Annotated in this window: 23 protein-coding genes; 5 read left to right on the forward strand and 18 right to left on the reverse strand. The window is 41.9% G+C overall.

Going from position 1 to position 26,439, the window contains the following annotated elements:
* Positions 1 to 2 precede the first annotated feature (2 nt).
* From ADH51_RS08290 to ADH51_RS08315, 6 genes are all read right to left on the reverse strand, one after another.
* Positions 3 to 1,379, reverse strand: coding sequence for an amino acid permease (locus ADH51_RS08290; protein WP_048676029.1), 1,377 nt, complete (start codon positions 1,377 to 1,379; stop codon positions 3 to 5).
* A 129-nt stretch (positions 1,380 to 1,508) separates the two neighbouring features.
* Positions 1,509 to 2,108 carry a ribosome biogenesis GTP-binding protein YihA/YsxC gene (yihA, locus tag ADH51_RS08295; RefSeq protein WP_048676032.1) on the reverse strand — a complete coding sequence of 200 codons (600 nt, stop codon included), beginning with the start codon at positions 2,106 to 2,108 and terminating at the stop codon, positions 1,509 to 1,511.
* 9 nt (positions 2,109 to 2,117) lie between these two features.
* A complete protein-coding gene (gene clpX / locus ADH51_RS08300) occupies positions 2,118 to 3,344 on the reverse strand; it encodes an ATP-dependent Clp protease ATP-binding subunit ClpX (RefSeq protein ID WP_002890340.1) in 1,227 nt (408 codons plus the stop codon).
* A 17-nt stretch (positions 3,345 to 3,361) separates the two neighbouring features.
* Positions 3,362 to 3,532 carry a hypothetical protein gene (locus ADH51_RS10135; protein WP_002886174.1) on the reverse strand — a complete coding sequence of 57 codons (171 nt, stop codon included), beginning with the start codon at positions 3,530 to 3,532 and terminating at the stop codon, positions 3,362 to 3,364.
* Between the two features lie 4 nt (positions 3,533 to 3,536).
* Complete coding sequence (locus ADH51_RS08310) at positions 3,537 to 4,040, reverse strand: dihydrofolate reductase (RefSeq protein WP_048676035.1); 504 nt, start codon at positions 4,038 to 4,040, stop codon at positions 3,537 to 3,539.
* A 107-nt stretch (positions 4,041 to 4,147) separates the two neighbouring features.
* Positions 4,148 to 5,008, reverse strand: coding sequence for a thymidylate synthase (locus ADH51_RS08315; RefSeq protein WP_048676038.1), 861 nt, complete (start codon positions 5,006 to 5,008; stop codon positions 4,148 to 4,150).
* 471 nt (positions 5,009 to 5,479) lie between these two features.
* On the opposite strand from ADH51_RS08315, the gene ADH51_RS08320 reads away from it, so the two are divergent.
* The 5 genes from ADH51_RS08320 (at position 5,480) to ADH51_RS08340 (ending at position 9,455) form a co-directional block, all read left to right on the forward strand.
* The gene (locus ADH51_RS08320; protein WP_021144512.1) at positions 5,480 to 6,646 is read left to right on the forward strand and encodes a hydroxymethylglutaryl-CoA synthase; all 1,167 of its coding nucleotides are present in this window, start codon (positions 5,480 to 5,482) and stop codon (positions 6,644 to 6,646) included.
* 1 nt (position 6,647) lies between these two features.
* Entirely contained in the window at positions 6,648 to 7,919 is a 1,272-nt protein-coding gene (locus ADH51_RS08325) for a hydroxymethylglutaryl-CoA reductase, degradative (protein WP_021144513.1), read from the forward strand.
* A gap of 168 nt (positions 7,920 to 8,087) precedes the next feature.
* Positions 8,088 to 8,537 (forward strand): DUF1836 domain-containing protein, encoded by a 450-nt coding sequence (locus ADH51_RS08330; RefSeq protein WP_002885964.1) that lies wholly within the window; start codon positions 8,088 to 8,090, stop codon positions 8,535 to 8,537.
* Positions 8,530 to 9,207, forward strand: a complete 678-nt coding sequence (gene trhA, locus ADH51_RS08335) for a PAQR family membrane homeostasis protein TrhA (protein WP_002886236.1) — start codon at positions 8,530 to 8,532, stop codon at positions 9,205 to 9,207. The genes ADH51_RS08330 and trhA overlap by 8 nt, the downstream gene beginning before the upstream one ends.
* A 56-nt stretch (positions 9,208 to 9,263) precedes the next feature.
* Positions 9,264 to 9,455, forward strand: coding sequence for a PspC domain-containing protein (locus ADH51_RS08340; protein WP_002886147.1), 192 nt, complete (start codon positions 9,264 to 9,266; stop codon positions 9,453 to 9,455).
* Positions 9,456 to 9,528: 73 nt separating this feature from the next.
* On the opposite strand, the gene ADH51_RS08345 is transcribed toward ADH51_RS08340, so the two are convergent.
* The 12 genes from ADH51_RS08345 to mgtA all read right to left on the reverse strand — a co-directional run bounded on the left by ADH51_RS08345 (position 9,529) and on the right by mgtA (position 26,293).
* Positions 9,529 to 10,587 carry a DUF3114 domain-containing protein gene (locus tag ADH51_RS08345; RefSeq protein WP_022495921.1) on the reverse strand — a complete coding sequence of 353 codons (1,059 nt, stop codon included), beginning with the start codon at positions 10,585 to 10,587 and terminating at the stop codon, positions 9,529 to 9,531.
* 29 nt (positions 10,588 to 10,616) lie between these two features.
* On the reverse strand, positions 10,617 to 11,555 hold the full coding sequence (locus ADH51_RS08350; RefSeq protein WP_048676042.1) for an alpha/beta fold hydrolase: 939 nt from the start codon (positions 11,553 to 11,555) through the stop codon (positions 10,617 to 10,619).
* Between the two features lie 49 nt (positions 11,556 to 11,604).
* Positions 11,605 to 13,551: a threonine--tRNA ligase gene (thrS, locus tag ADH51_RS08355; RefSeq protein ID WP_048676045.1), complete on the reverse strand. Its 1,947-nt coding sequence runs from the start codon at positions 13,549 to 13,551 to the stop codon at positions 11,605 to 11,607.
* Positions 13,552 to 13,595: 44 nt separating this feature from the next.
* The gene (locus tag ADH51_RS08360; RefSeq protein ID WP_048676048.1) at positions 13,596 to 13,991 is read right to left on the reverse strand and encodes a hypothetical protein; all 396 of its coding nucleotides are present in this window, start codon (positions 13,989 to 13,991) and stop codon (positions 13,596 to 13,598) included.
* 458 nt (positions 13,992 to 14,449) lie between these two features.
* On the reverse strand, positions 14,450 to 15,772 hold the full coding sequence (locus ADH51_RS08365; protein ID WP_037610833.1) for a glycosyltransferase family 4 protein: 1,323 nt from the start codon (positions 15,770 to 15,772) through the stop codon (positions 14,450 to 14,452).
* Positions 15,773 to 16,771: a glycosyltransferase family 4 protein gene (locus tag ADH51_RS08370; protein WP_048676051.1), complete on the reverse strand. Its 999-nt coding sequence runs from the start codon at positions 16,769 to 16,771 to the stop codon at positions 15,773 to 15,775.
* A 130-nt stretch (positions 16,772 to 16,901) separates the two neighbouring features.
* Entirely contained in the window at positions 16,902 to 19,928 is a 3,027-nt protein-coding gene (locus tag ADH51_RS08375; RefSeq protein WP_048676054.1) for a Spy0128 family protein, read from the reverse strand.
* 392 nt (positions 19,929 to 20,320) lie between these two features.
* Positions 20,321 to 21,013 (reverse strand): 5'-methylthioadenosine/adenosylhomocysteine nucleosidase, encoded by a 693-nt coding sequence (locus ADH51_RS08380; RefSeq protein WP_048676057.1) that lies wholly within the window; start codon positions 21,011 to 21,013, stop codon positions 20,321 to 20,323.
* Between the two features lie 66 nt (positions 21,014 to 21,079).
* A complete protein-coding gene (gene macP / locus ADH51_RS08385; protein ID WP_048676060.1) occupies positions 21,080 to 21,340 on the reverse strand; it encodes a cell wall synthase accessory phosphoprotein MacP in 261 nt (86 codons plus the stop codon).
* A 3-nt stretch (positions 21,341 to 21,343) separates the two neighbouring features.
* Positions 21,344 to 21,892 (reverse strand): NUDIX domain-containing protein, encoded by a 549-nt coding sequence (locus tag ADH51_RS08390; protein WP_002886219.1) that lies wholly within the window; start codon positions 21,890 to 21,892, stop codon positions 21,344 to 21,346.
* Positions 21,893 to 21,965: 73 nt separating this feature from the next.
* Entirely contained in the window at positions 21,966 to 23,348 is a 1,383-nt protein-coding gene (glmU, locus tag ADH51_RS08395; protein WP_048676063.1) for a bifunctional UDP-N-acetylglucosamine diphosphorylase/glucosamine-1-phosphate N-acetyltransferase GlmU, read from the reverse strand.
* A gap of 284 nt (positions 23,349 to 23,632) precedes the next feature.
* A complete protein-coding gene (gene mgtA, locus ADH51_RS08400) occupies positions 23,633 to 26,293 on the reverse strand; it encodes a magnesium-translocating P-type ATPase (protein ID WP_048676066.1) in 2,661 nt (886 codons plus the stop codon).
* Positions 26,294 to 26,439 lie beyond the last annotated feature (146 nt).

The following is a 26,439-nucleotide window of genomic DNA, read 5'->3' on the forward strand; positions in this document are numbered from 1 at the left end:
CCTTACCATTTTTTAAAGCGAAGGTAGTGATAGAGGTAGCAGAAAATCATGAAAGGAATACCAAAGTAGAGTCCCGCACGCTGCGAACTATCCCAAGCAATACCAAGAACAGAGATAGCCAAGAGAATGATTGTAATATAAGGTAGGATTGGATTAAACGGTGTCTTGTAATCCAACTCATCATCGGAATGTTCTAAATTCCACTGTTTACGGAAGTTGATTTGTGCCATAGGAATAGAAAGCCAGACAACAACAACTGCAAATCCAGCAATCGATACCAAAGCTAGGTAAACTGTATCTGCTGCATAGATACTAGAAAAGAGCGATAAAACTGCTCCTGCCATAGAAATCAAAAGGGCTGTCATTGGAACACCATGCTTATTAATTTTCACTAGCTTTTTATTGAGCATTCCCTCATTGGCCAAAGACCACAGCATACGGCTTGATGCATAAAGTCCTGAATTTCCAGCGGAAAGGATAGCTGTCAAGATAACAAAGTTCATGATGTCCGCTGCAAATGGAATTCCCATCTTGTCAAAGACATCAACGAAAGGTGCTGAAGAAACTCCTGCTTCTTTCATTGGAAGTAGCGAAGCTAATACAACAATCGTCAGTACAAAGAAGATAACCAAACGACCAATTGTTGTTTTAATCGCCCGAGGAACTGCCTCTTTAGGGTTGTCCGTTTCACCAGCCGCTATACCGATTAACTCTGTTCCTGAAAAGGCATAGTTAACAGCCAACATAACTGACACAATGGCAATACCGCCATTTGGAAAGAGACCATTGGCCGTTAAGTGCTTGAACATAATGGCCTCATGGTGACCATCAAAACTCACCAATCCAAACATAGCCCCTAGCCCCAGAATAATGAAAACCATGATAGCAATGACTTTTATTGACGAGAAGAAGGACTCTGCTTCCGCAAATGACCTCACACTTAGAGCATTAATCCCAAAAATCACCAAGGCAAAGAATGCCGCAAAAATCCAAGCCGGAACTGATGGAAACCAACGTTGCATCAACATGGCTGCCCCCAGAAATTCTGTTCCCAAGGCAACCGTCCAACAAATCCAATAAAGCCAAGCTACCGTAAAGCCGGTCCCCGGACTGATAAATTTAGTAGCATAGGTGTGAAAGGACCCCGTTACTGGCATAGCAACAGCTAGCTCACCTAATGAAAGCATGACTAAGTAAACAACAATAGCCCCCACAAGATAAGATAGGATAGCTCCAAGAGGTCCAGCTTGTGCAATCGTATAGCCTGAACTCAAAAAGAGACCAGTACCAATGACACCACCCAGCGATAGCATAAAGAGGTGTCGAGAAGTCATCTTCCGTTGGAACTGACCCTCATTTTCATAATTATGGTTTTCCATAGATTCCTCCAATATATATGATAAAACAAGCTTATCACAATATCATCCCCTTGGATAATAAGTGGAAACTATCAAAGAGATAGTTAAAGACTATCACAAGAAAAAAACTCGGATTTCTCCGAGCTTTTCTTACAATTCTGACAAAATCGTATCCCATGCTTCATCATAACCGTCACGTGTGACAGATGAAAAGACGATGAAATGGTCATTTTTATCAAAATTGAGTTTTTTCTTAATGATAGATTCGTGCTTGTTCCATTTTCCGCGAGGAATCTTGTCAGCCTTAGTCGCCACAACGATCACTGGAATTTCATAATACTTAAGAAATTCATACATTTGGATATCGTCTTGAGTTGGTTCATGTCGAAGGTCAACCAAGCTAACAACCACACGAAGATTGTCTCGAGTCACGAGATACTCCTCAATCATTTTCCCCCATTTGGCACGTTCTTTTTTGGACACACGGGCATAACCGTAACCTGGCACATCCACAAAGCGTAGCTTGTCGTCAATATTGTAGAAATTGAGCAACTGGGTTTTTCCTGGTTTTCCAGAAGTACGTGCGAGGTTTTTACGACCGAGAAGTGTATTGATAAAACTTGATTTACCAACATTCGAGCGTCCTGCTAGGGCAACCTCAGGGAGGTCATCTTGCGGATAGTGACTCTTATTTGCTGCACTGAGTAAAATCTCAGCATTGTGCGTATTTAGGACTTGTTCTTCAGCCATAAGTCCTCCTTACGCTGTTTCCAAAACTGGAGCAGCTGTACCGTCAACGGCTTCTTTGGTAATACGAACCTTAGTCACATCTTCCTGGCTAGGAATTTCAAACATGACATCCATCATGACTTCTTCAATGATAGAGCGAAGCCCACGCGCACCAGTCTTACGTTCAATCGCCTTACTTGCAATAGCTTCAAGAGCATCCTGGTCAAACTCAAGTTCAACCCCATCATAAGACAAAAGGGTTTGGTACTGTTTAACCAAGGCATTTCTAGGCTCTGTCAAGATACGAACCAAGTCGTCAACCGTTAACTGTTCAAGGGCCGCAAGGACTGGCAAACGTCCGATAAACTCAGGGATAAGACCGAATTTTTGAATATCTTCAGCCACAATTTCCTGCATGTATGATGAGTCATCATCAATAGCCTTATTATTTTGACCAAAACCAATGATTTTCTCACCAAGACGTTGCTTAACGATATCTTCGATACCATCAAAAGCACCACCTACGATAAAAAGAATATTCTTCGTATCAATTTGAATCATCTCTTGGTTAGGGTGTTTACGACCACCTTGAGGTGGAACGCTAGCTACTGTTCCTTCGATAATCTTCAAGAGGGCTTGTTGAACCCCTTCACCAGAAACGTCACGAGTAATTGATACGTTTTCACCTTTTTTAGCAATCTTATCAATCTCGTCGACATAGATAATCCCACGTTCCGCACGTTCAATATTGAAGTCTGCCGCTTGGATCAGTTTGAGGAGGATATTTTCCACGTCCTCACCCACATAACCTGCCTCTGTCAATGAGGTCGCATCCGCAATCGCGAAAGGAACATTCAAGCTACGAGCCAAGGTCTGAGCCAAGAAAGTCTTCCCTGAACCAGTTGGTCCAATCATGAGAATATTTGATTTTTGCAAATCCACATCATTGTCTTCACGACTTTCTGTGAAGTTGATACGTTTATAGTGGTTGTAAACAGCTACCGCCAAGGCACGTTTAGCACGGTCTTGCCCCACGACATAGTTGTTCAAAATATCCAAAAGTTCTTTTGGCTTCGGAGTTTCAGCCAAGTCAGCCAAAACTTCTTCTGCCATTTCCTCACGAATGATTTCTTGTGACAAGGCCACACATTCGTTACAGATAAAGACGCCATTGCCGGCGATAATTTTCTTTACTTCTTCTTGGTTTTTGCCACAAAATGAACAATAAACCATTTCTTCATTACGATTTCCAGCCATTTATTCCTCACTCTTTTCTAAAATAGGGTGCCATAGAAGGCGTGAATAGTATTGACAAGGTTGGTAAAAGCATTTAAAAAGAGAAAAACTGCTAACCCATAACGTTTCTTGCGAAAGGCAGGAATGGCAGAGAGCACACAAAGCACTCCCAATAATGCAGTAAATAACCCAAAAACACTACGTTGCATGAACCTAGTCTCCTTCTTTTTCATAGCGACTTATGCTAAAGTCGTAGGCATTTTTATCATCCTTGGCCACACGTTCGTGTGATACCACTTTAAATGCCGTCATATCTAGTTGTGGAAAATACGTGTCTCCCTCTAAATCAGCCTCAATAGTTGTCTTGATGAGTGCATCATAATGCCCATCAAAAGCCTTGTAGACACCAGCACCACCAGCAATATAGAGATCCTTATCTTGCTGTTCAAACCAAGCTAGGGCTTCCTCAACACTCGTAACGGTCGTTACACCCTCACAGTCGAAGTCCTTGTCTCGTGTCAAAATCAAGGTTTCACGTCCTGGTAGACAACGACGGTTCATGCCATCAAAGGTCACACGCCCCATGAGAATTGCTGAGCCCATGGTCGTTTTCTTGAAATGTGCCAGTTCAGCAGGCAAATGCCAAGGCATGGTGTGATTCTTCCCAATAACATGATTATGAGCTTCCGCCCAAATAGCAATGAGTTGTTTAGACACGGTATTTCCTTTTCTTTTTAAGTTTACAATCCATTCTAACAAAAAAAGAGAAAAAGAGCTTGGAAAAACTTTGCCAGCTCTTTATGGGCTTAATTCATAAGCATTTATTAAATTGCTAAGTCAAATTTGAGTTGAGGTTTAACAGGATCATAGTCAACCAATTCGAAATCTTCTGGTTTGATATCGAAGAAATTAGTCCCATCAGGAACATTGAGGACCAAACGTGGTTGGCAATCAGATGGCTGACGTTTGAGAAGTTCTTCAGCTTGCTCAAATTGATTGTCATAGATATGGAGATTGTTGATGAAATAAAAGAATTTACCAAATTTCCAACCAAAGTGCTTGGCAATCATCATCTGAAGAGCCACATACTGCATGGCATTAATATGATGAGCCACCAGCATATCGTTAGAACGTTGCGTCAAAGTGGCGTCCAAATAAATGTCCTCGCCCATACGGCGAACGTCAAACATAGTTTGGAAGGCACAAGGCTGAAGTCCTGCTGTCGCCTCGAAGGCCTCGTAATCCCAAAGGGAAATGACATTGCGACGGTTCCACGGATTAGCCTCCAACTGTGCCAGCAAACGGTTAATGATATCGTGCTTCTTAACAACCGCTCCATAACGCTGACCAATCGAACGCTTGTCCCCATTATTGGCAGGCACGCCTTCAACTTCCCAGTCATTCCAATAGTGGACATTGTATTTGTCTTCAAGGACATCTAGGCTGTTTGTCTGGTCTTGATAAATCCAAAACACTTCTTTGATGGCAGATTTGATAGCGATAGGACGAAGAGTGGTAATTGGAAACTCTCCCTTGCTCAAGTCATATTCTGCAAAAGCTCCAGTGATGTATTTGGAGTTGGCTGTGGTGCCATCCTTGTATTTAGGACGTGCTTGCTCCGACCAAACGCCTTCTTCCATGATTTTAGTGATATTTTCTTTAAAAATAGTGTCTGCTTTTGTCATGATTTTCCTCTTTATTCTATTGAAAACAAAGTATTTTTTGAGACTTTCCTTAAGTGATTACGGACGTCTGCGAACTTCTTCGAAGTTCCAAGACTAATTTTTGAGCCTATGGTCTCAAAAATTCCGAGTGTCTGTAAACAAAACACTTTATTTACAGACACTTATCTCACAGCGGAAAGTCTCACTTAACGCTCGCAATGATTTCAATATATAACAACAATTTTACTTTTCTAACATAGCTAAAAAACAAGTAGATTACCACTTCAATTTTACCTTATTCTGGTGTAAATGAGAAATATAAGCTATGGGAATAGTAAAAGTAAGTCGTTTAAAATCCCCTAGTTCCTATCAAAAAATGAGATATAACTAACTATCAAAGTTTTTTCAAGGCGAAAGCGCTCTTTTATGGTAAAATCACTATAGATTAGTATCTTCTGGATACTCTACAATGAAGAAAAAAGGAAACATCATATGTCTATTGGAATTGATAAGATTGGTTTTGCGACCAGTCAATATGTTCTAAACATGGCTGATCTCGCTCTTGCCCGTGGGGCGGAGCCTGAAAAATTCAGCAAGGGGCTGATGCTTGATGCAACCAGTATTACGCCGATTACAGAAGATATCGTGACGCTTGCCTCTGATGCGGCGGCTGATATTTTAAATGACGACGACAAAAATGCTATCGATATGGTCATCGTAGCTACTGAGTCTTCCATTGACCAGTCTAAGGCTGCTGCTGTCTATGTCCACAGTCTTTTAGGTATTCAGCCTTTTGCTCGTTCTTTTGAAATGAAGGAAGCTTGTTACGCTGCAACTGCTGGACTTAACTATGCTAAATTGCACGTGGCAGCCCACCCAGATAGCAAGGTTCTGGTTATCGCTAGTGATATTGCCCGCTATGGTGTGGAATCTTCTGGTGAATCAACTCAGGGAGCTGGTGCTGTAGCTATGCTAGTCAGTCAGAATCCACGTATTTTGGAACTTGCTGATGATAATGTAGCTCAAACTCGTGATATCATGGACTTCTGGCGTCCAAACTACAGTTCAACGCCTTATGTTCAAGGCATCTATTCAACCAAGCAGTACCTTGACAGTTTGAAGACAACTTGGGCAGCTTATCAAGAACGCCATCAGACTAACTTTGCTGATTTTGCCGCTTTTTGTCTCCATCTCCCTTATCCTAAGCTAGCTCTTAAGGGACTTAACAAGATTATTCCAAAAGATTTGAATCCAGAGAATAAAGAGCGTCTGACAAATAACTTTGACGCTTCAATCACCTATAGTCGTCAAATTGGAAACATCTATACAGGGTCACTCTATCTTGGACTTCTGTCTTTGCTTGAACAGTCGCAAGACCTTAAAGCCGGAGATAAGATTGGCTTCTTCTCTTACGGTTCTGGAGCTGTCTCTGAAATTTTCTCAGGACGTCTGGTTGAAGGTTACAAAGACCTGCTTCGTTCGGACCGCCTAGATACCTTTGCCAAACGTCAACAATTAAGCGTTGCTGATTATGAAAAACTTTTCTATGAGGAGGCGCAGTTGGATGACACTGGTTCTACTCAATTCGCTGATTACCAAACCGGAGCTTTCCGTTTAGCTGAAATCTCTGAACACCAACGTATCTATAAAGGACATTAATATGACTAAACTCTCTTGGACTGGTTTTTCCAAGAAGACACCGCAAGAACGTAAAGAGCATTTGAAAACGAATGCTCTTTTGTCTCAGGAAAATCAAGATCTTCTGGATAAGAACCAACAACTCACCCTTGAAACAGCCAATCAAATGGCTGAAAATGTTATTGGTCGATTCACACTTCCCTTTGCCATTTGCCCAGATGTATTGGTAGATGGTGTGACTTATCAGGTTCCCATGGTTACCGAAGAACCTTCAGTTGTGGCTGCTGCTTCCTACGCTAGCAAGCTCATTAAGCGTTCTGGTGGTTTCACGACTACGATTCATGACCGTCAGATGATTGGCCAAGTTGCCCTCTTTGACGTTCCTGATAAGGCTGCTGCCTCAAGTAAAATTCAAGCAGCCAGTCAGGACCTTATAGAGATTGCCAAAGAGGCTCACCCTTCTATTGTTAAGCGTGGGGGTGGCCCTCGCAAGCTCTGGACTGAGACTAAAGGAAACTTCCTCATTGTCTATCTAGCCGTTGATACCCAAGAAGCCATGGGAGCCAATATGGTCAACACCATGATGGAAGCCCTGGTGCCAGAATTGGAAAACCTCTCAAAAGGTCAAAGCCTCATGGCTATTCTCTCAAATCTAGCCACTGAGAGTCTTGTGACAGCGACTTGTCGTCTTAGCACACGCTTCCTCAGTCGTAATAAGGAAGAGGCACATGACCTAGCCAAGAAAATGGAGATGGCTAGCCAACTGGCTCAGGTGGACCCCTACCGAGCAGCTACCCATAACAAGGGAATTTTCAATGGTATCGATGCCCTAGTTATCGCGACCGGAAACGATTGGCGAGCCGTTGAGGCCGGTAGCCATGCCTATGCTAGCAAGGATGGTAGCTACCGTGGTCTCTCCACATGGACTTATGATCATGAAGCTAAGGAACTAGTGGGAGAATTAACCCTCCCCATGCCAATCGCAACTCGTGGAGGTTCTATCGGACTTAACCCTAGTGCTTCTATCGCCCATGACTTGCTTAATCATCCAGATGCCAAAACTCTAGCCAGTATCATCGTCTCTCTTGGTTTGGCACAAAATCTGGCTGCTCTCAAAGCTCTGACTTCAACAGGAATACAGGCAGGACATATGAAACTCCAAGCCAAATCCCTAGCTTTGTTAGCTGGGGCTATTCCTGAAGAAATGCCTCAGGTTTTGGCTGAACTTCTCAAGGCCAAACATATGAACCAAGAAACTGCACAAGCAATTTTGGAGAAACTCAGAACCCCATAAGAAGTGATCCAAAAGCATAAAAAATCAACCTGCCTTATCACATAAAAAATAAAGATGTTGGAAATTTTATCTCAACATCTTTTTCATATCTTACAAGTTCTGACTTGACTTGAATTTCTATAATGTTATAATCTAGTTATGAAAACTAGATAAAGAGGTTTTTATAATTTGACAACACAACAATACCCTCTCTGGGAAGAATTACCAGAGATTGAACTCTATTTGGATCAGGTTTTGCTCTATGTCAACCAGGTCACCCAAAGTACTTTGGGACCAAACGACAAGGGGCTAACCGCCTCTATGGTCAATAATTATGTCAAACATGGCCATGTCGCAAAACCCATCAAGAAAAAATATAATGCTGCTCAGGTAGCTAGACTTATTGTCATCACTAGTCTGAAGACCGTCTTTGAGATTTCTGAGATTGCCAAAACCTTAGAAATCCTACGAACAGATGCTGAAAGCCAAAAGAGCTACTACAATGACTTTGTAGCCTGTATGAATGGTCAGTTTCCTCAAGAAGCTCCGCAAGTCATACTCTCAGCCTGTCAGACGCTGCAATGCTACCGAGCTACCCATCAACTTTTGAACGACCTTGAAGGAGGAAATAATGTCTAATACTGCTACTTTTAATACTTCTCCCAACCTCAAACTCAGTAAAAAACTTAGCTTTGGTGAGGAAGTGGCAAACAGCGTGACACACGCCGTCGGTGCTGTGGCCATGCTAGTCTTACTGCCAATTACTGCTGTTCATGCCAACAACGGCTATGGTATGACTGCTGCTGTCGGGATGTCTGTTTTCGTTATCAGCCTATTCCTCATGTTTTTGAGCTCAGCCATCTACCATGCTATGGATTACAACTCACCCCACAAGATGGTTCTAAGAATTATTGACCACAGCATGATTTATATCGCCATTGCTGGAAGCTACACCCCTGTTGCCCTCTCATTGGTTGGCGGTTGGCTAGGCTATAGCATCATCATCCTTCAATGGGGAACAACAATTTTTGGTATTCTCTATAAAATTTTTGCTAAAAAAATCAATGAAAAGTTCTCCCTCTTCCTCTATCTGATGATGGGATGGTTGGTTATCTTTATCATTCCAGCTATCGTCACTAAGACAGGACCAGCCTTTTGGGGGCTCATGCTTGCTGGAGGATTGTCATACACGGTTGGAGCAGCTTTTTACGCTAAGAAAAAACCATACTTCCACATGATTTGGCACCTCTTCATCATGCTGGCTTCAGCACTCCAATATCTGGGTATCGTCTACTTCATGCTTCCTTAAGCTAATACTAGACTTCTAGGTGTTATGGTATAATAAGGCATACGGAGGTAAATCATATGAAAAAAGAACTCAGACGAGATCCAAACAACAAAATCATTGCCGGTGTTTGTTCTGGTATCGCTAAATATCTTGACATCGACCCTGTCATTATTCGCCTCATTTGGGCTGCAGCGATTTTCTTATTCGGAACAGGCTTTCTTTTCTACATCATCTGCTGGATTATTATCCCAGAAGAAAGCAAGTGGTAAGTTATCATTGAATATACAAAAAAGTGATACAGACCTAAATTTCTTACTATTTAGGTCTGTATCACTTTCTTTTTTATTTTCTCAAGCGGAAAATAAAATAGCTGACATTAACAAGGAGTAAAACACTCCAAAGAATGAGAAAGGGAATATTTCCTCGGACAGCATTGTGCCAAATACCTAGGGCGTATAAGGCCATAAAGACTAGTGAGCCTAGAACTGCTGTTCCCTTATTGTTTTGTGGTTGTTTAGACATATGAACCTCCTTTGATTGCTTGGTCTGATCCGGTTTAAAGCCATAAACCAGAGCGAGAAAAAGTCTGGCTTGGCGTTTGACATCATTTGCCAAAGACCTATGAGACTGAGCATAGATGCCTTTTGGATTGTAGAAAGATTTATCAAACTGTTCAGGCGCTTGCTGTCCCCAACGTTTTTTCAATTTGTTGGGTGAACGAAAGCCCCTAGTCATTCGATTACGAAAATCAGGGTCATGTGGTTGGACCGGCTCCACATCCAATTGCCAGTGGCGCTTGAAATTACCATAGTTAAAACTGGCACCATTAACCACCCCACTCTCGGTCACCTGCTCCGCATCGACCTCATTGAGAAAGTTTCCCTGACTATCCAGAATAAACTCAATCCGATTATAGAGAAGAATTTTTAGATTAACACTTGGAATCCCATCAGGATAAACCGCCTTGCCATCACAGATAGAAACCTTCTGGTGCAAACGTCCCTGATCAAACATGGTGAAAGGCTTCCATCTCAGATAGACAGCCAAAGCTTCTTTATCTGTCATCCCTGGCTTTTTATAATGCGTCCGCACATACTGAGCCTGTTGACTAGAAATCAGGTAACGTAGCTGATGGATTTGTCTCTCAATAGAGGCATTCTTAGACAAACTATCACCAGGAAAAGCCAGGTCTACCAATTTAACGACATCCTTCCAGAAGGAATCATGCGGTGCCAAGTCAGGATCAAAATAAGATAAAAGGTGTTGGGTTTCTTCAAGCTCTCCCGATAAATCCTCTGGCATCCCTATATAAGCTAACAATAGCTTTAGTACTTGCAATGGCTGGTAGTCCCTTCGCCAGTCCTCCCATAAGTGTCGAAAGGCTTTTGAACCAATGAGCATCACATCCCTCCTCGATAATATATGTAAATTCATTCAGTCGTCTCTTTGATGAACTCCTCTATCTTCTCGGCCACCTCTTTGGTCTGATAGTGATAAAGATAATGCGGAGCATCATAAAAAGTCACTTCGATATTTTTCTGGTCCTTTGCAAAGCTAGTCGCATAATGCCGCCAGTCCTTCTGGCTAAAACCAGTACCCCCACCATTCGAGACCATCAGTAAGGTTGGAATTTGTGAATCAATGCTAGAAGTAACCTTTTTCGCATTTTCCTTAACAGACAGGCTCTCATTTAACATAGCCTTTGACAAAATTTGACGATAGGCTATCCGTTGATAGAGGCGGTGGTCACTACTACTGAGATTGGCATTAGGCACATATAAGCGACCCGGTAAATACCTTAATAAGCCTAATTGACTTCCCCAACGAGCCATACGTAAAATCTGGGGATGTATTGTTAAATGTGCATAACTTTCTGGTAGGGCCCAATCTAAACCAATGATAGCTTTCACTTCACTAGGGTATTTTTCCTGCCACAGAAGTGTCTCTAAGGAGGACATCGAATGAGAAAGGATTATATAAGGACCTGAGACATGAGCCTTGGCTAGGGCTTGACGTGTTTCTGACAGAACCTCAGAAACATCTCTGGACTCTGAAGTGTCCTCACTGTAACCATAACCAGCCCTCTCTACAACGACTATCCTGTATTGCTTCGAAAGCCCATCATACAAGTCTTTAAAATCTAGAATGGGAGAGGCCGTTCCAGCACCAGATAGAAAAACTAGAGTTTGTGACCCCTCCCCCTTTACAAAGACGCTCATTTCATGGCCATTAACAGACACCATTTGTCCCATAGGTTTAAGAGAAGCCTTTTCCCTTTGCAAGGCCAATCTATGATAAGTAAAACTCGCCAGTAACAAAACCAGAACTGCTCCCACCAGGAATAAGAGTCTTTTCATAAAAACGTGCATGGTTTATCCTACTAAAAAGTCAGCTAGCTTAGCTAACCGACTTTCTGATTTATTCGGCATCTGAGCGTGATTTGCGGGCGATATCAGCAAGGATATTTTCTACAAATTCTGATACAGTTTCAGTGTGTGTTTGTTTTTGTCCATAGCGACGAACGTTAACAGTTCCGTCTTCCATTTCCTTGTCACCAACAATCAATTGGTAAGGGATTTTTTGTGTTTGAGACGCACGAATCTTGTATTGCATTTTCTCGTTACGTTCATCCACTTCAACACGGATACCACGGTCACGAAGTTGTTTAGCAACTTCCCAAGCGTAATCTGTGTGGGCTTCATTTGAAACTGGGATAACAGTTACTTGTTGAGGTGCCAACCAAGTTGGGAAGGCTCCTTTATAGTTTTCAATAAGGATAGCTGTAAAGCGTTCCATTGTTGAAATAACCCCACGGTGAATCATAACTGGACGGTGTTCTTCTCCATCAGCTCCGATATATTTAAGGTCAAAACGTTCTGGAAGCAAGAAGTCCAATTGGATAGTAGAAAGTGTTTCTTCATTACCAAGGGCAGTCTTCACTTGGATATCAAGTTTTGGACCGTAGAAGGCAGCTTCACCTTCTGCTTCAAAGTAGTCGAGTTCCATGTCATCCATGGCTGATTTCAACATGCTTTGAGCATTTTCCCACATTTCGTCATTGTCAAAGTATTTGTGAGTATCTTTAGGGTCGCGGTATGACAAACGGAAACGATAGTCAGTCAAGTTGAAATCTTCGTAAACGTCGATAATCAATTGAAGCGTACGTTGGAACTCATCTTTGATTTGTTCTGGTGTTACGAAAGTATGACCGTCATTAAGTGACATTTCACGCACACGTTGAAGTCCTGTAAGGGCACCAGATTTTTCATAACGGTGCATCATACCAATTTCAGCGATACGGATAGGCAATTCGCGGTAAGAGTGCACATGGTGTTTGTAAACTTCGATGTGGTGAGGACAGTTCATTGGACGAAGGACAAAGGCTTCACCATCTCCCATATCCATTGTTGGGAACATATCTTCACGGTAGTGATCCCAGTGACCTGAAGTTTTGTATAGCTCAACTGAGGCAATTGGTGGAGTGTAGACGTGTTGGTAGCCTGCTGCTACTTCCTTGTCCACGATGTAGCGTTCCAAGACACGACGGATTGTCGCACCGTTTGGCAACCAGAATGGAAGACCTTGACCAACTTCTTGAGAAATCATGAACAAATCAAGTTCTTTACCAAGTTTACGGTGGTCACGTTCTTTAGCTTCTTCAAGACGTTTAAGGTAAGCCTTGAGATCTTTTTTATCGAACCAAGCTGTACCGTAGATACGTTGCATCATAGCATTATCGCTATTTCCACGCCAGTAAGCACCTGCAACATTCAAAAGATGGAAGACTTGGATACGACCAGTTGATGGTACGTGTGGGCCACGGCAAAGGTCAACGTACTCACCTTGACGGTAGATAGTCAAACCACCTTCGTCTTCTGAGTGCTCTTCAATCAATTCCAATTTATATGGGTCATTTTTGAAGATTTCACGCGCTTCGTCTTTAGTCACTTCTTCACGGATTGATGGGAAGTTTTCTTTAACGATTTTCTTCATTTCTTCTTCAATACGAGGAAGGTCTTCGTTAGAAATTTGACCAGCTTCATTGTCAGTATCGTAGTAGAAACCATCTTCGATGGCTGGACCAACACCCAAATGAATATCTGGGAAAAGGCGACGAGCTGCTTGGGCAAACAAGTGAGCCGCTGAGTGACGCAAGATTGGAAGAGCGTCTTCGTGATCAGGTGTCACGATTTCGATGCTTCCATCTTCAGTGATCGCACGAGTTGTGTCAATCAATTTACCGTTAAATTTACCAGCAAGTGCCTTTTTAGCCAAAGAGTTGCTGATAGATTGTGCAATTTCAAAAGTTGTAACGCCAGATTCAAATTCACGAACAGCGCCATCTGGGAAAGTAATGTTAATCATAATTAAGATGTCAGAGCCCTAAAGGATGAGCCCCTTCTTCCTTTCTATTTAATCTTTTTGTTGTAATAGTTTGTTTCTAGGATGCTTTGCAATTCCTTCTTATGCCAACCAGCACCAATCATCATCTTGTTGACATTAAAGTCTAGATCCCTGCCATCAGTTAGAAAGAAACGAAGTTTGTAACCAATAAACAAACGTTTCTTAAACTGATAGGACTTAATCATCTCTTCAGGAAGTGTAGCAATAATCTCCCCTAATTTTCCTAAAGGAGTAATCGAGATAATGAAAACCTCTTTTTCTGTAAAAACAATAAGAAAATAGGCATTGGCTGTTCCACCAAGTCTTTGAGTAGCATAGATAGCGTGCATAGTCTCAGCAAGACTAGCATCCACACCGTGGTCAATCAAGTAGGCCTTGATAGCTTCATATTTGAACCCCATAAAATTCTCCCTCAACTAAAAAGATAGTGTCACCTCGTTCTAAACAATCCTTTTAGTAATCAAAGAGAAAATATTTAGTCACAAAGTAAAGCTTTTCTATCTAAACTAGACATTCTAAAAATTGTAAAGCATACCAAACAATACAAAAAGCGACATCCTAAAAAGGACGTCGCAACGTGGTTCCACCTTAGTTCGTGTACGACAAAAAATGAGTCTGTCCTACACCTCTGATTGGCTCTAACGTGGCCACCGTTTTATGTTTGCATAAAAAGTTAATCGAGTAGTCCCAATCATGTCCTCTGCGTGATTTCCAGCACCACACGCTCTCTGAAAGATTTCCCATGACTGATATGTCTCTATGCGTTATTATAGCATGAAACTGTAATTTTTCAAGCTAATTATCTCTTTTATTAATCAATTCTAAGATTTTATCTGACTAGGAAAATCTGGTAGCTTTCCTAATCCAAAAGTTTCGTGATATTTCTGATTTTCTTGACCTGTTTGGCTGATCCTTTGAGGATACGAACAGAGCCGTTAACAGGCAAGGTAATAGCCTTAGTCGGCAAATAAGTTACCATACGCGTCAAGCGTTTCATGGTACTGTCTTCACCATTCAAATCGTTGTGGAAATCCTTAGAAATCGTAAGGTCCAAGTAATACTCATAGACACGTTTTCCAAAGTTTTCCGCAGAAATTTCATAAAGCTTGTCAGCCCACTTAGTTTCGTCTTTTTCTGGTGTTGCAATGGCAGCTTCCAAAATGGCCCCGGCTAAATCATTATCATGATAATAAAGCGTTCCAAACATCTGGTCTGTAATCACATTATCCAAATAAGGATTTCCGTGGGCAATGATAGGGGTACCGCTAGCCAAGGCTTCCAGATAGGTCAAGCCCTGAGTCTCACTGGTTGATGCCGAAATGAAGAAATCAGCAGACTTATAATAAAGTGCTGTCTCACTAGGCGCAATCATACCAGTGAAAACCACCTTGTCCTGAATACCAAGTTTTTTGGCTTGAGACTTAAGATCTGGTAGGTAAGGACCGTCACCAGCCACAACCAAACGCACCTTGTCGTCTTCCTCCAAAACAGAAGGGAGAGCAGCCAGCACAGCCTGGATGTTTTTCTCATAGGACACACGAGAGAGGCTCAACAACATGGTCTCATCAGAGGCGATACCAAGCTTGGATCTCAAGTCTGCCACATCATCTTCAGTAATCTCTGGACGTTGGAATTTTTCAAGTTCAATTCCAGTTGGAATGACACGTTTTTCAGCTGCAACCTTGTACTTGAGCAAAAGGTCATAAACAATCTCACTCGGACAGATGACTCCATCCAAATCGCTCATAAAGCCACGAACAATGTACTTAACCATACTTGGACGGATAACCATACCTTTGGCAATATAGCGGACATAGTCTTCATACTGAGTATGGTAGGTATGCACAACAGGAATCCTAAGTTCGCGTGCAATGGCAATCCCTAGCAGACCTAATGAAAACTCTGTCTGCGTATGAATAATATCAAGCTTATATTGTTTAGCAATCTCTAGTGCCTTGGAAAAGCCACGATAAGCTACACGGCGATCCTTAAAAGCAAAGAAAGGCACACTCGGAATACGGACAATCTGCCAGTCTTCATAGCGGTCAACATCTCTATCAGTGGTGGTAAAGATAAAGACTGTATGTCCCATTTTTTCCAACTGCGTCTTCAGCGTGCGAATACTGGTCGCAACACCTGATACCTGCGGAAAATAGGTATCTGTAAACAATCCGATACGCATTTAAATCTCCAATACTTCTTTGTAGGCTTCAACAAGCTTTTGGGCGACATCATCAATCGAGCGACTTTCTGCAACCTTATAGCCTTCTTCACGTTTGTCCACTTTACCATCGATAAGATCTTGCAAGGCTACTACAAATTCGTCCACGTTGTGCCCGAATGAAGCCGACTTGTCATTAACCCAGCCTTCATAAACAGGAATATCACGCAAAACCACATGCTGGTGACTGGCAAAGGCTTCTAGCACCACAATCCCTTCTGTTTCCTCGTAAGATGGGAAAAAGAAAGCATTAGCACCACTCATAGCTCCCTGGAAGACGGCTCCCTTGAAATAACCTGGGAAGCTGACATTATCAGGATGCTTACCATTGACAATGTCTCGAATCTTCTTAGGAATCAACCATTTGCTAATACTACCTAACCAAATGAAACGAACATGAGGCATCTTTTCGGCAACCTTGACGAAATCTTCAATTCCCTTGCGTTGGAAATAAAGACCCGCACAAATCACCACTGGCTGTCCTTCCTTGATACCAAAGTAGTCTCGGAAAACTTCTTCCTTACGTGGATCCTTACCGTATTTTTTCAAATCAATCCCATTTGAAACAGCAATGATTGGTGTGGTAACTCCGTAAGACTGAATCAATTTTTTGGAATACTCAGATGGCGTAATCACGTAATCGGCCTTTTGATACATGTGGGCCAAGTATTTCCCAAAAAGTGGAGCCAAAAGGTTAGAACCGATGAATGAATTCTCAAAGTCTTCACGTGTCGAATGACCATGCATGATGACCTTCTTGCCACGGCGTTTTGCAGCATGCAATAACATCAAGCTGCGTGGCCCATAAGTATTAATATGAACGACATCGTAATCACCCAAGATGTCCGTTGTATAGGGAATCCCCGCCAAGTCCAAGGCATGCATCTGATGGTGGAGAGCCCGTCCGATTCCTGATTTTTCAAGAACCGATTTTCCTTCAAGATAAAGTAGAACTTTCATACTCTTCATTATAGCTTAATTTAGTAGAAATTTCATCTTGCAGTTGGCTTTATCTTGATTTCTCATTTAATGAGATAGGCGGCCAAATACTAAAAAAGATCGAGAATACTCGATCTTTTAGGTCATCATCTTAAACGTCTTTACGGCGACGATGGCTATATGCTACACCCATGACTGCTGCCACTTCTGCTGCCACACCAAGGGCAAGCAAAGCAGTATCATTAGCTTGACCAGTCTCTGGAAGTTGAGGTCCTGATTTCTCAGAGGATTGAACTGGCTTAGCTGGTTTTGGAGTCACCGGTGGAGTAGGCGGAGTTGGTGGTGTTGGCGGAACCACTGGTGGTTTAGGTGGGACACTTGGTGGTGTCGGTGGTGTTGGCGGTGTAGGAGGTTTTGGAGGAATGTAACTATTGTTAAATTCTGTATCCAAAGGAAGGAGAACGGCTGCTACGAGCAGATTTTCCTTTTCACCTACAGTCTTAGTAACGGTCACCTGGAATTTAGCCACCATGTTATCATAAACCACGTCAGCTTCATTGCCCTTGACTTCTTCAACAGTGTAGTAGTAAACACCTGGTTTGTCGTAGACAATATTTTCAAAACTAATGTTTCCTTGTGCATTATTGGTCACTGTTTGGATAACATTACCCTTGTCGTCCTTGAGAACGAAACTAAACTCACCATCTTTGAGGTTACGACCTGTAAGAACCTTGGTCAATTCGAATTTGGCCTTAGCTGGTTGCACGTCTTTCACATAGTTATTGAAAACAGTATCTTTTGGATTAGCAACTGTTGATACCAAAGCATCACCATCTCGTGTCACTGTAATCCAGACAGTTGCTTTCATACCATCATAGATGATATCTTCGTTAGTTCCCTTAACTTCTTCAACAGTATAAGTGTAAGTTCCTGCCTTATCAAAGTGAAGTTCACTAAAGGCAACACGACCATCAGCTGTATTACCAACTGTTTCGACAATATGACCGGCACTATCTTTGAGAACAAATTGGAACTCATTAGCAGTCAAAGTTTGGTTGACACCTGCCTTAGTCAATTCCTTACTGAACTGAATAGCGGCCTTAGCTGGAGTCACAAACTTGTTGTTAAAGATAGTGTCTTTAGGATTAACCACGGTTGAAACAAGGGCGTCGCCATCACGTGTTACCGTGATAGAAACAGCAGCTTTCATGCTGTCATAAACAATTGAGTCATCCTTACCTGTAAGCTCTTCAACAGTGTAGTTGTAAGTACCTACCTTGTTAAAGGTTAACTCACTAAAAGCAACCTGACCATCAGCTGTATTACCAACAGTTTCAAGGACTTTTCCAAAACGGTCTTTAAGAACAAATTGGAATTGATCTGCTTTTAGATCTTGTTTAACGCCTGCCTTGGTCAATTCCTTACCAAATGCAATTTTGGCCTTGGCTGGTGTTACCAATTTATTGTTAAAGATAATGTCTTCTGGATAGGCAACCTTGGCAACCAATTTGACTTGATTGTCCACAGTTTCACGAACAACCTGAATGGTGATATTGGCTTCTAGTTTGTCATAGACCACATCTTCGTCATTACCTGGAACTTCAGTCACACGATAATGATAGACGCCTGGCTTACTGAGTGAGAGATTTGAAAAGACAATTTTACCCTTGGCATCATTAGTGGTTTCCCCTAAGTCAACAGGATTGGCACTATCCGTCACATCAACCAGTTTGAAGGTAAATTCTTTGTCCTTGAGGTCTCTGCCTGCCAAGTCCTTCTCAAGTTCAAGATTGAAATGAGCGAGATTATCCCCGATGGCATCTCCACGACCTCCAACTAAGCGAATGGTTGACTTGTAAGAATCAGAAACAACATCCGCATGGAGTTTAATACGGTTGACAGGGTTGGTTGATTCTTCAACAGGTTTTGTCAAACGGGTTTGATACCAAACATAAACCATGCGGTCCAACTGATTGAGTTTAAGCTCAAAATGGCTATCATCATAAGAGAAACTCTTAATCAAATCCATAGCTGAACCCTTGTCAATCCAAGGATCTGCCGAATCAATGTAGCGAAGTTGCAAAGAACCGTCCACAAATCTTTGATTGTCAGACCAAGTATCAACCAGTTTCAAGTTGTTAAGGAGACGTCGTGAGTAATTAAGACGCATCTGCCAATTTAGGATAGTTGGATCATGCTTGTCTTGACTACCCCACTTAGAAATAACCTCTTGACCTGGAGGAGGTGACTGCACTTTACCCACTGAAACATGAATGATACGTCCCTCAAAATCAAGAGTAAGATGTTCCCCTTCATCTACTTCTTCAGAATAAAGGGTATCCAACTCCAAACTCATGAGCTTATTGTTAGGATGTGTTTGGAAATAGTTATTAAAGGTCGTAGTGACACGATTCTTCTCAGGATCAATTTGAGCCAGACCTACAATTTGATTGTCTGGATTATAGACATTGATATCGTAGCTAGTACGGAATCGCAACTGCTCAGGCAAATTAAAAATGACCTGATCCCCTTCATTGATGGTCATATCATCAGGGAAAGGAATATTGTGGTAGACAACCTTGCTAGTAGCGTACTTACTATTTCCGTTCGGAAATTCCATTTCCACATCAGGATTTTGAACAGTGATTTCAGTTCCTGTCTTTGTCACCTTGACATCCGATGGAATCGGGCGACTTAGGTTGGTAACCTTAAGTCCGAAATTATCAGACGAAGCGGAACTCGTATTGTTTGCTGCAGCGAGGTCGCTAGCGCTAGCTTCTCGTGTTTCATTGACTGTAACAGGTTTCTCACTGAGCCCCTCACTAGTCTTATCTTGTGATGAACTTGTTTGCTCAGAGCTTGCAACCGTTTGCTCTTGAAGCGCAACTTCACTAGAAACAGCAGTTACTGAGATAGCACTAGTACTTTCTGCTTGAACGGTAGGTTCAGCTGTCACTTCTTGACTTGAGGCACTAGTGCTTGTCCTTTGGCCCCCACCATCAGACTCACTGGCTTCCTCAAGTACACTCGTCGCTGGTTGGCCTTTAGGCTCTTCAGCTTGATCTGCTTTGGCGGTACTTACACCAAAAACTGCAGACGAAAGTAAGACCGAAGCAACGCCCACCGTAAACTTACGTATGGAGAAACGCTGCCTCGAATCACCGAATCGGTTATTCATGATTCTATCCTCCCATTTTTACAAATCTTAACATTTTTGTAACCCTTTTCATTCTGAATTATACACTATTTTCAGAACTTTGCAAGATAATTATTTACCCCTTTGGAGGTTTTGTAAAGCTTTCTAAGATATCAATAGATAGTGAAATTTTCAAACCCTTATATTATAAGCTTTCTTTCGGAGTCCCTCTTTTAATATTGTTTTTCTTTCTCATTTTATTGCCATAATTTTAATTCAATTTCCGTCTGAAAAATGCTAAAATTCAGATTTTTTCTTTAAAAAATGAGAAGCTTATCTTATCTAAAAGCAGAAAAAAACTGCCATTCTTAAATGAATAGCAGTCGTCTTTAAATTAATTAAGAAAATGAGCATAAGCACTCATTTAATGTATTTTAAGCAAGTTCTTTGAGAAACTCAACCAAGATAGCAGCTGATTGTTTCCCCGCCTGAATAATGAATTCATCAAAGGTAATGTTAGCATCATGAGCAGCTGTATCACTCATGGCACGTACAACGATGAAAGGCTTTTTGACACTGTGTGCGGCTTGAGCAATAGCTGCTCCCTCCATCTCTACAGCCAAGACTTCTGGGAAATGATCCTTAATAGCATCAATCTTGTCTTGACCCGCAATGAAGCTATCACCCGTAGCGATAAGCCCAATCTTAGAATCAATGGAAGCCTGAGCTAAGACCTTTTCGAAAGTCTCTACGAAGGTAGAGTCACTTTCAAAGTAGAGTGGCTGCATAGACATTTGCCCATAATCATAGCCAAAGGCTGTCAAATCAACATCGTGATAGGCTAATTTTGACGCCACAACCACATCTCCAATTTTAAGTCCAGGTGCTACTGCTCCAGCAGAACCAGTGTTAATGAGGGCATCAACGCCAAAATGGTCTGCCAAGACAGCCACAGACATGGCTGACATAACCTTACCAACACCTGATTGTACCAAAACGACGTCGTGTTTTCCCAAACGTCCTGTGTAGTAGGTATTGCCAAGAACAGTTTCTTCAACCTTATTTTCCAATTGCTCCACTAGAAGCACTAACTCCTGCTCCATGGCAGCGATAATTCCGATTTTCATATAGTTCCTTTTCAGCTTGTAATCTTTCCTGAATCAGTAGCTAGGGCTATCTGACTCATAGACTTTTTAGAAATAAAAGACAGCAATGAAGAGAAGAATCAAGAGGACCACAACCCAAAAGAGGATGCGATTAAGCTTGTGTTGAAATTGATTGCGTTTAGCATTCTCAATTCGACGGCTCTTGTAGGCAGAAGGCTGGTAATCAGCCTCATAATCCTCATCGTAGAACTCTTGCTCATAGTCCTCATAATAAGGATATTCCTCTAAATCGATTTCCCCACGCTTGGCCTGCTCAATGATATCGTCGGTCAAAAGTGGTTTTCCCATAGCTTATTTTCCTCCGAAATGAAGTGCATAGTATTGGAGGGCGATGATAGTTTTGGCATCCTGGATAGCCCCTGACGCTACAAGTTCCATACACTCTTCATAGGTCAATTCATAGAGTTCAAGGAACTCATCATCATCAAGTGGACGTGGATTTTCCACAGGTTTAAGGTTAGTCGCTACATAGAGCTTGATTCTCTCATTACAAAAGCCAATGGCTGTGTAAAATTCATAAATCAATTCCAGATCACCCTTGTATTGAGTCTCCTCTTCAAGTTCACGCGCCGCTGCAGCCATCTCATCGCCAGCTTCACCGACTTCCAGCTTACCCGCAGGAATCTCGTAAGAAACCGCCTCAATAGCCTTACGGTATTGTTTGACGATAATGATTTTTCCTTCTGGGGTAACTGCTAAAACAGCTACTGCACCCTTGTGGAAGATGAGTTCACGACCAGCTGTCTTACCGTCTGGCAAGAGGACCTCGTCTACTGCGACTTCAAAAATATGTCCCTTAAATTTTGACTCACGTTTGAGTGTTTTTTCTTCAAAATCCATGAATTGACTCCTTTTACTTCTGACCTCATTCTAAGCTGTTTTTATAAACAACCAAACTCAGATAGCCTTAAGCCTACTTTTGTTGACTTGGGTGGTGAGGTTTCTTAATGGCATAGCCTTCTTTATTGACCTGGCGGCCACGTCCAATGGCTACACTGTCAGCTGGCACATCATCTGTGATGGTTGAGCCAGCCGCTGTGAGAGCGTTAGCCCCAATTTCAAGCGGTGCAATCAAGGTTGAATTGCTTCCGATAAAGACGTTATTGGCAATTTGTGTCTTGAACTTGTGTTGGCCATCATAGTTAACGGTAATGGTTCCAGCACCAAAGTTAACGTCAGAACCAACTTCCGCATTACCAATATAGGTCAAATGACCAGCCTTGGTATTTTCACCGATAGTAGAACCCTTAACCTCAACAAAGTTACCGATATGAACATCTTTTTTGAGGGTTGAATCTGGACGAACATGGGCAAATGGACCAACGGTAACGCCCTCTTCAACCACTGAGTGCTCAATCATAGAGTTAGTGATAACCGTTTTGGCACCGATAGTTGAATCAACAATATAAGTACCATTAGTAAGCACTGACTCTGCACCAATCTTAGTTTGTCCTTTAAGTGTCACATTAGCTTCAATGACAACATCTGGCTCAATTTCCACATCCACGTCGATATAAGTAGCGTTTGGATTTTGGAAAGTAACACCGTTGACCATGTGAGCTTTGTTGATACGACGACGCATAACATCTTCTGCTGTAGCTAGGGCAACACGGTCATTAACCCCAAGACTTTCTTCGAAATCACGAAGGGTGAAGGCACCTACTTTTTCACCATTCTCACGGAAAATAGAGATGACGTCTGTCAAATAGTATTCCCCTTGAGCGTTGTTAGTGTTGATGTTTTTAAGTGCTTCGAAGAGACGTTTATTATCAAAAACGTAAGTCCCTGTATTGATTTCTTTAACCTGTTGTTCGAATTCGTTGGCATCTTTTTGCTCAACAATCTTAGTCACTTCGCCATTTTCGTTACGGATAATACGACCATAACCAAACGGATTGTCCGCAGTTGCAGTCAAGATAGTGGCAACATTTTTGTGATTAACATGGAAATCAATAAGGTTTTTAAGGCTTTCACCGGTAATCAAAGGCGTGTCACCGGCGATAACAAGCGTTTGCCCTTCAAGTCCAGCCAACTCTTCTTCAGCCATCATTACTGCATGACCAGTCCCCAACTGCTCAGTTTGCATAGTGAAGGCAGATTGACCATCCAAAACCTCACGAACAAGCTCAGCCTTGTGACCAATAACAGTAACGTTTTTAGCTGGTTCGATAGCTGAAACTGCACGGAAAACATGCTCAAGCATAGTGATGCCTGAAACCTTGTGCAATACTTTTGGAAGATCTGATTTCATGCGAGTTCCTTTACCCGCAGCAAGGATAATAGCGTAATTACTCATTTTCTTTTTCCTTCTTAAGATTTTTTTGTGATGGTTTCCTTCGAGGCGGTCTTAGCCTTGAGCCCCAAATCTCAGGGCCTCCACCTCCCACTGGGATAGCCTACGAAAGAAAGGGGCCTTGAAAACATAGTCTCTCATTTCTTAGAAAAGATGTCCTCATAACTGACGTTTTTTAGGGCCTCTGATTATCTATAATCGCCCTATTATACCATAAATGAAAAGGTTTTGGCAGAATGAAAGGTAATGAAAAAAGAGCTGACGCTCTTTTTCTAAGAATAGTTATCCTATAACCATTCTTTGTATTTCTTAATATAGATATGCTTCACAAAGGTAACACTAAGCATATACAAAGTAATGATGATAAACAAGAGAATGAAATAGAGACCGTTTAGATGGCTGAGTTTTAAGAGACTAGACAATGGACTGTATGGAAGAGAAGTCACAAAGAAAGCAGCAAATAAGGTTGTCACAACAACTGATAGTGCTGGGTGACTTTGAATAAATGGTAGTTTTGGTGAACGTAACATGTGGATAACCATGGTTTGAGACCACATAGATTCGATAAACCAACCTGTTTGGAAAATAATGATAAAGGCTGCTGCTTCTGGTGAACCATGAACATAGCCATGCCCCAAAATCATTGGCACAATGATGAAATAGAGCAAGATATATGTCAAAATATCAAATACGGACGAAATAGGTCCTATCCAAGCCATGAAACGCATGATTGATTTGGCTTCCCAGATATGTGGCTCTTTAAGAAATTCCTTGTCCACATTGTCAAATGGAAGGGCGATACAAGAGATATCATAGACAAGATTTAGGACAATCAAATGCACAGGTGCCATTGGTAGGAATGGTAAGAAAATGCTGGCAAAGAGGAGAGAAAAGATATTCCCGAAATTTGAAGAAACGGTCATCTTGATATATTTGGTCATATTAGCATAGACCTTCCGTCCTTCAACCAAACCTTTTTCCAAGACCATTAAATCCTTATCAAGCAAGATAACATCTGCAGTTTCTTTGGCGATATCAACAGCTGTATCCACAGAAATCCCCACATCTGACACCTTCATGGATGGGGCATCGTTGATACCATCACCCATATAGCCTACCTTATGCCCATTTTCCTTAAGGCTTAGGATAATTCGTGCCTTTTGGTCTGGGGATAACTTAGCAAAGACTGTTGTCGTTTCCACAGCCTTAGCCAAATCTTGATCTGACATGGTATCAAGATCACTTCCAAGTAGAATGTGCGTCACATCTAGACCAACTTTTTCACAGACAGCCTGTGTCACCTTATCATTGTCTCCAGTCAAAATTTTTGTGGTCACACCATATTCCGCCAAAGCCTTGATAGCAGGTGCTGCTGATGGTTTTGGTGGGTCAAGGAAGGCAAGATATCCCGTCAAAATCATATCACTTTCATCTTCAACACTAAAGACGTCATTTTCATTAAGTTGTGATTTGTAGCTAACACCGAGAACACGCAAACCTTGTTCATTCAACTGTGCAACTTCCGCAAGGACTTCCTCACGAACATCGTCAGTCAATGGGATAATGTCTCCCTTGTATTCCACATAGTTAGAAACAGAGAGCATTTCTTCAAGGGCACCTTTTGTCACCATGCTAACAAATCCATCAGTGTCTTGAACAATGACACTCATGCGACGACGTTCAAAATCAAAAGGTAGCTCATCAATCTTGTGGAAGGTCTGGTCAAGGTCACGAACGATGTCATGTTTCTTAGCTTCTCTTTCAGTTCGGCTAATAATGGCACGGTCCATAAGATTTTTTAAGCCAGTTTGGAAATAAGAATTAAGATAGGCTCTCCGAAGTACTGATAGGTCAAGGTCACCATGGATATCAAGAGGGTACTCAAGAACGATTTCATCCTGAGTCAGGGTTCCTGTCTTATCCGTACAAAGGATGTCGATAGCACCTAGGTCTTGAATAGCATTAAGTTTTTTGATGACCACCTTTTCCTTGGCCATAATGATAGAACCCTTGGCAAGACTGGCTGTGATAATCATCGGCAACATTTCTGGGGTCAAACCGACTCCCACACTAAGGGCAAAGACGCCGGCTTCAAGCCAGTCCCCATCTGTTAAACCGTTAATCACAAAAACAACAGGAACCATAACCAACATGAGTCGAATCAAGAGCCAAGAAATGGAATTCATCTCACGTTCAAATGAAGTTGGTTCGTCATAAGTATTGATGGTCTGCTCAATTGCTCCCATCATGGTTTCATCACCAACAACTAAAACCAAGGCTGTTGCACGACCAGAGATAACATTAGTTCCCATGAAAGCGAGGCTCTCACTCTCAAGCAGGCTCTCTAGATTTTGACCATCTGCTTTAGCCAGACAAGCTTTTTCCACAGCATCGCTTTCACCTGTCAAGCCAGACTGTTGAACAAAGAAATCACGAGAATCTAGTAAGACCACATCAGCCGGAATCATATCTCCCGCACTTAGTTTGACCACATCTCCAACCACAATTTCATCAATTGGGATTTCTTGCTCACTGCCATCTCGAAGTATTGTTGCTGTATTGACAATCATGCGAGACAAATTACTGGCAGCCTTGTCGCTACGAAGTTCTTGAATAAAACGGATACCACCAGATATCAAAACTAGAGTGACAATGATGATAGAAGTCGTTGGGTCTTCTTCACCCGGTTTAGCAAGCCAGACATTGGTGATAAAGGAAACCAGAGCAATGACTAAGAGAATAACAGTAAAGGGATTGATGATAGATTCATAAATCTTTTTGATGATAGAATCCTCTTGTCCTTTAGTTATGACATTTTCCCCATAAAGGTCACGGTTTTCTTCTACTTGGTCTTCCTTCAAGCCATCCAAATGAGTCTTGTAGCGAGTAAGGGTTGTTTCAAGTGGCTCTTGAAGAGCAGCAATAAGTCTTTCTTTATTTGTTGACATTGGAATCTCCTTATTTAATCAGGAGCCAATCACTTATGGAGTCCCTAAGACACTAATCAGCGATTGACTGGTTAGGTGCGGTTCGGGGTGATCGTCGATTAGTCTCATAGGTTTCTCCTTTCATTTTTTTACATAGTGGGTGGACC

The sequence above is a fragment of the Streptococcus sp. 449_SSPC genome, assembly GCF_001073005.1.
GTDB lineage: Bacteria > Bacillota > Bacilli > Lactobacillales > Streptococcaceae > Streptococcus > Streptococcus salivarius_F.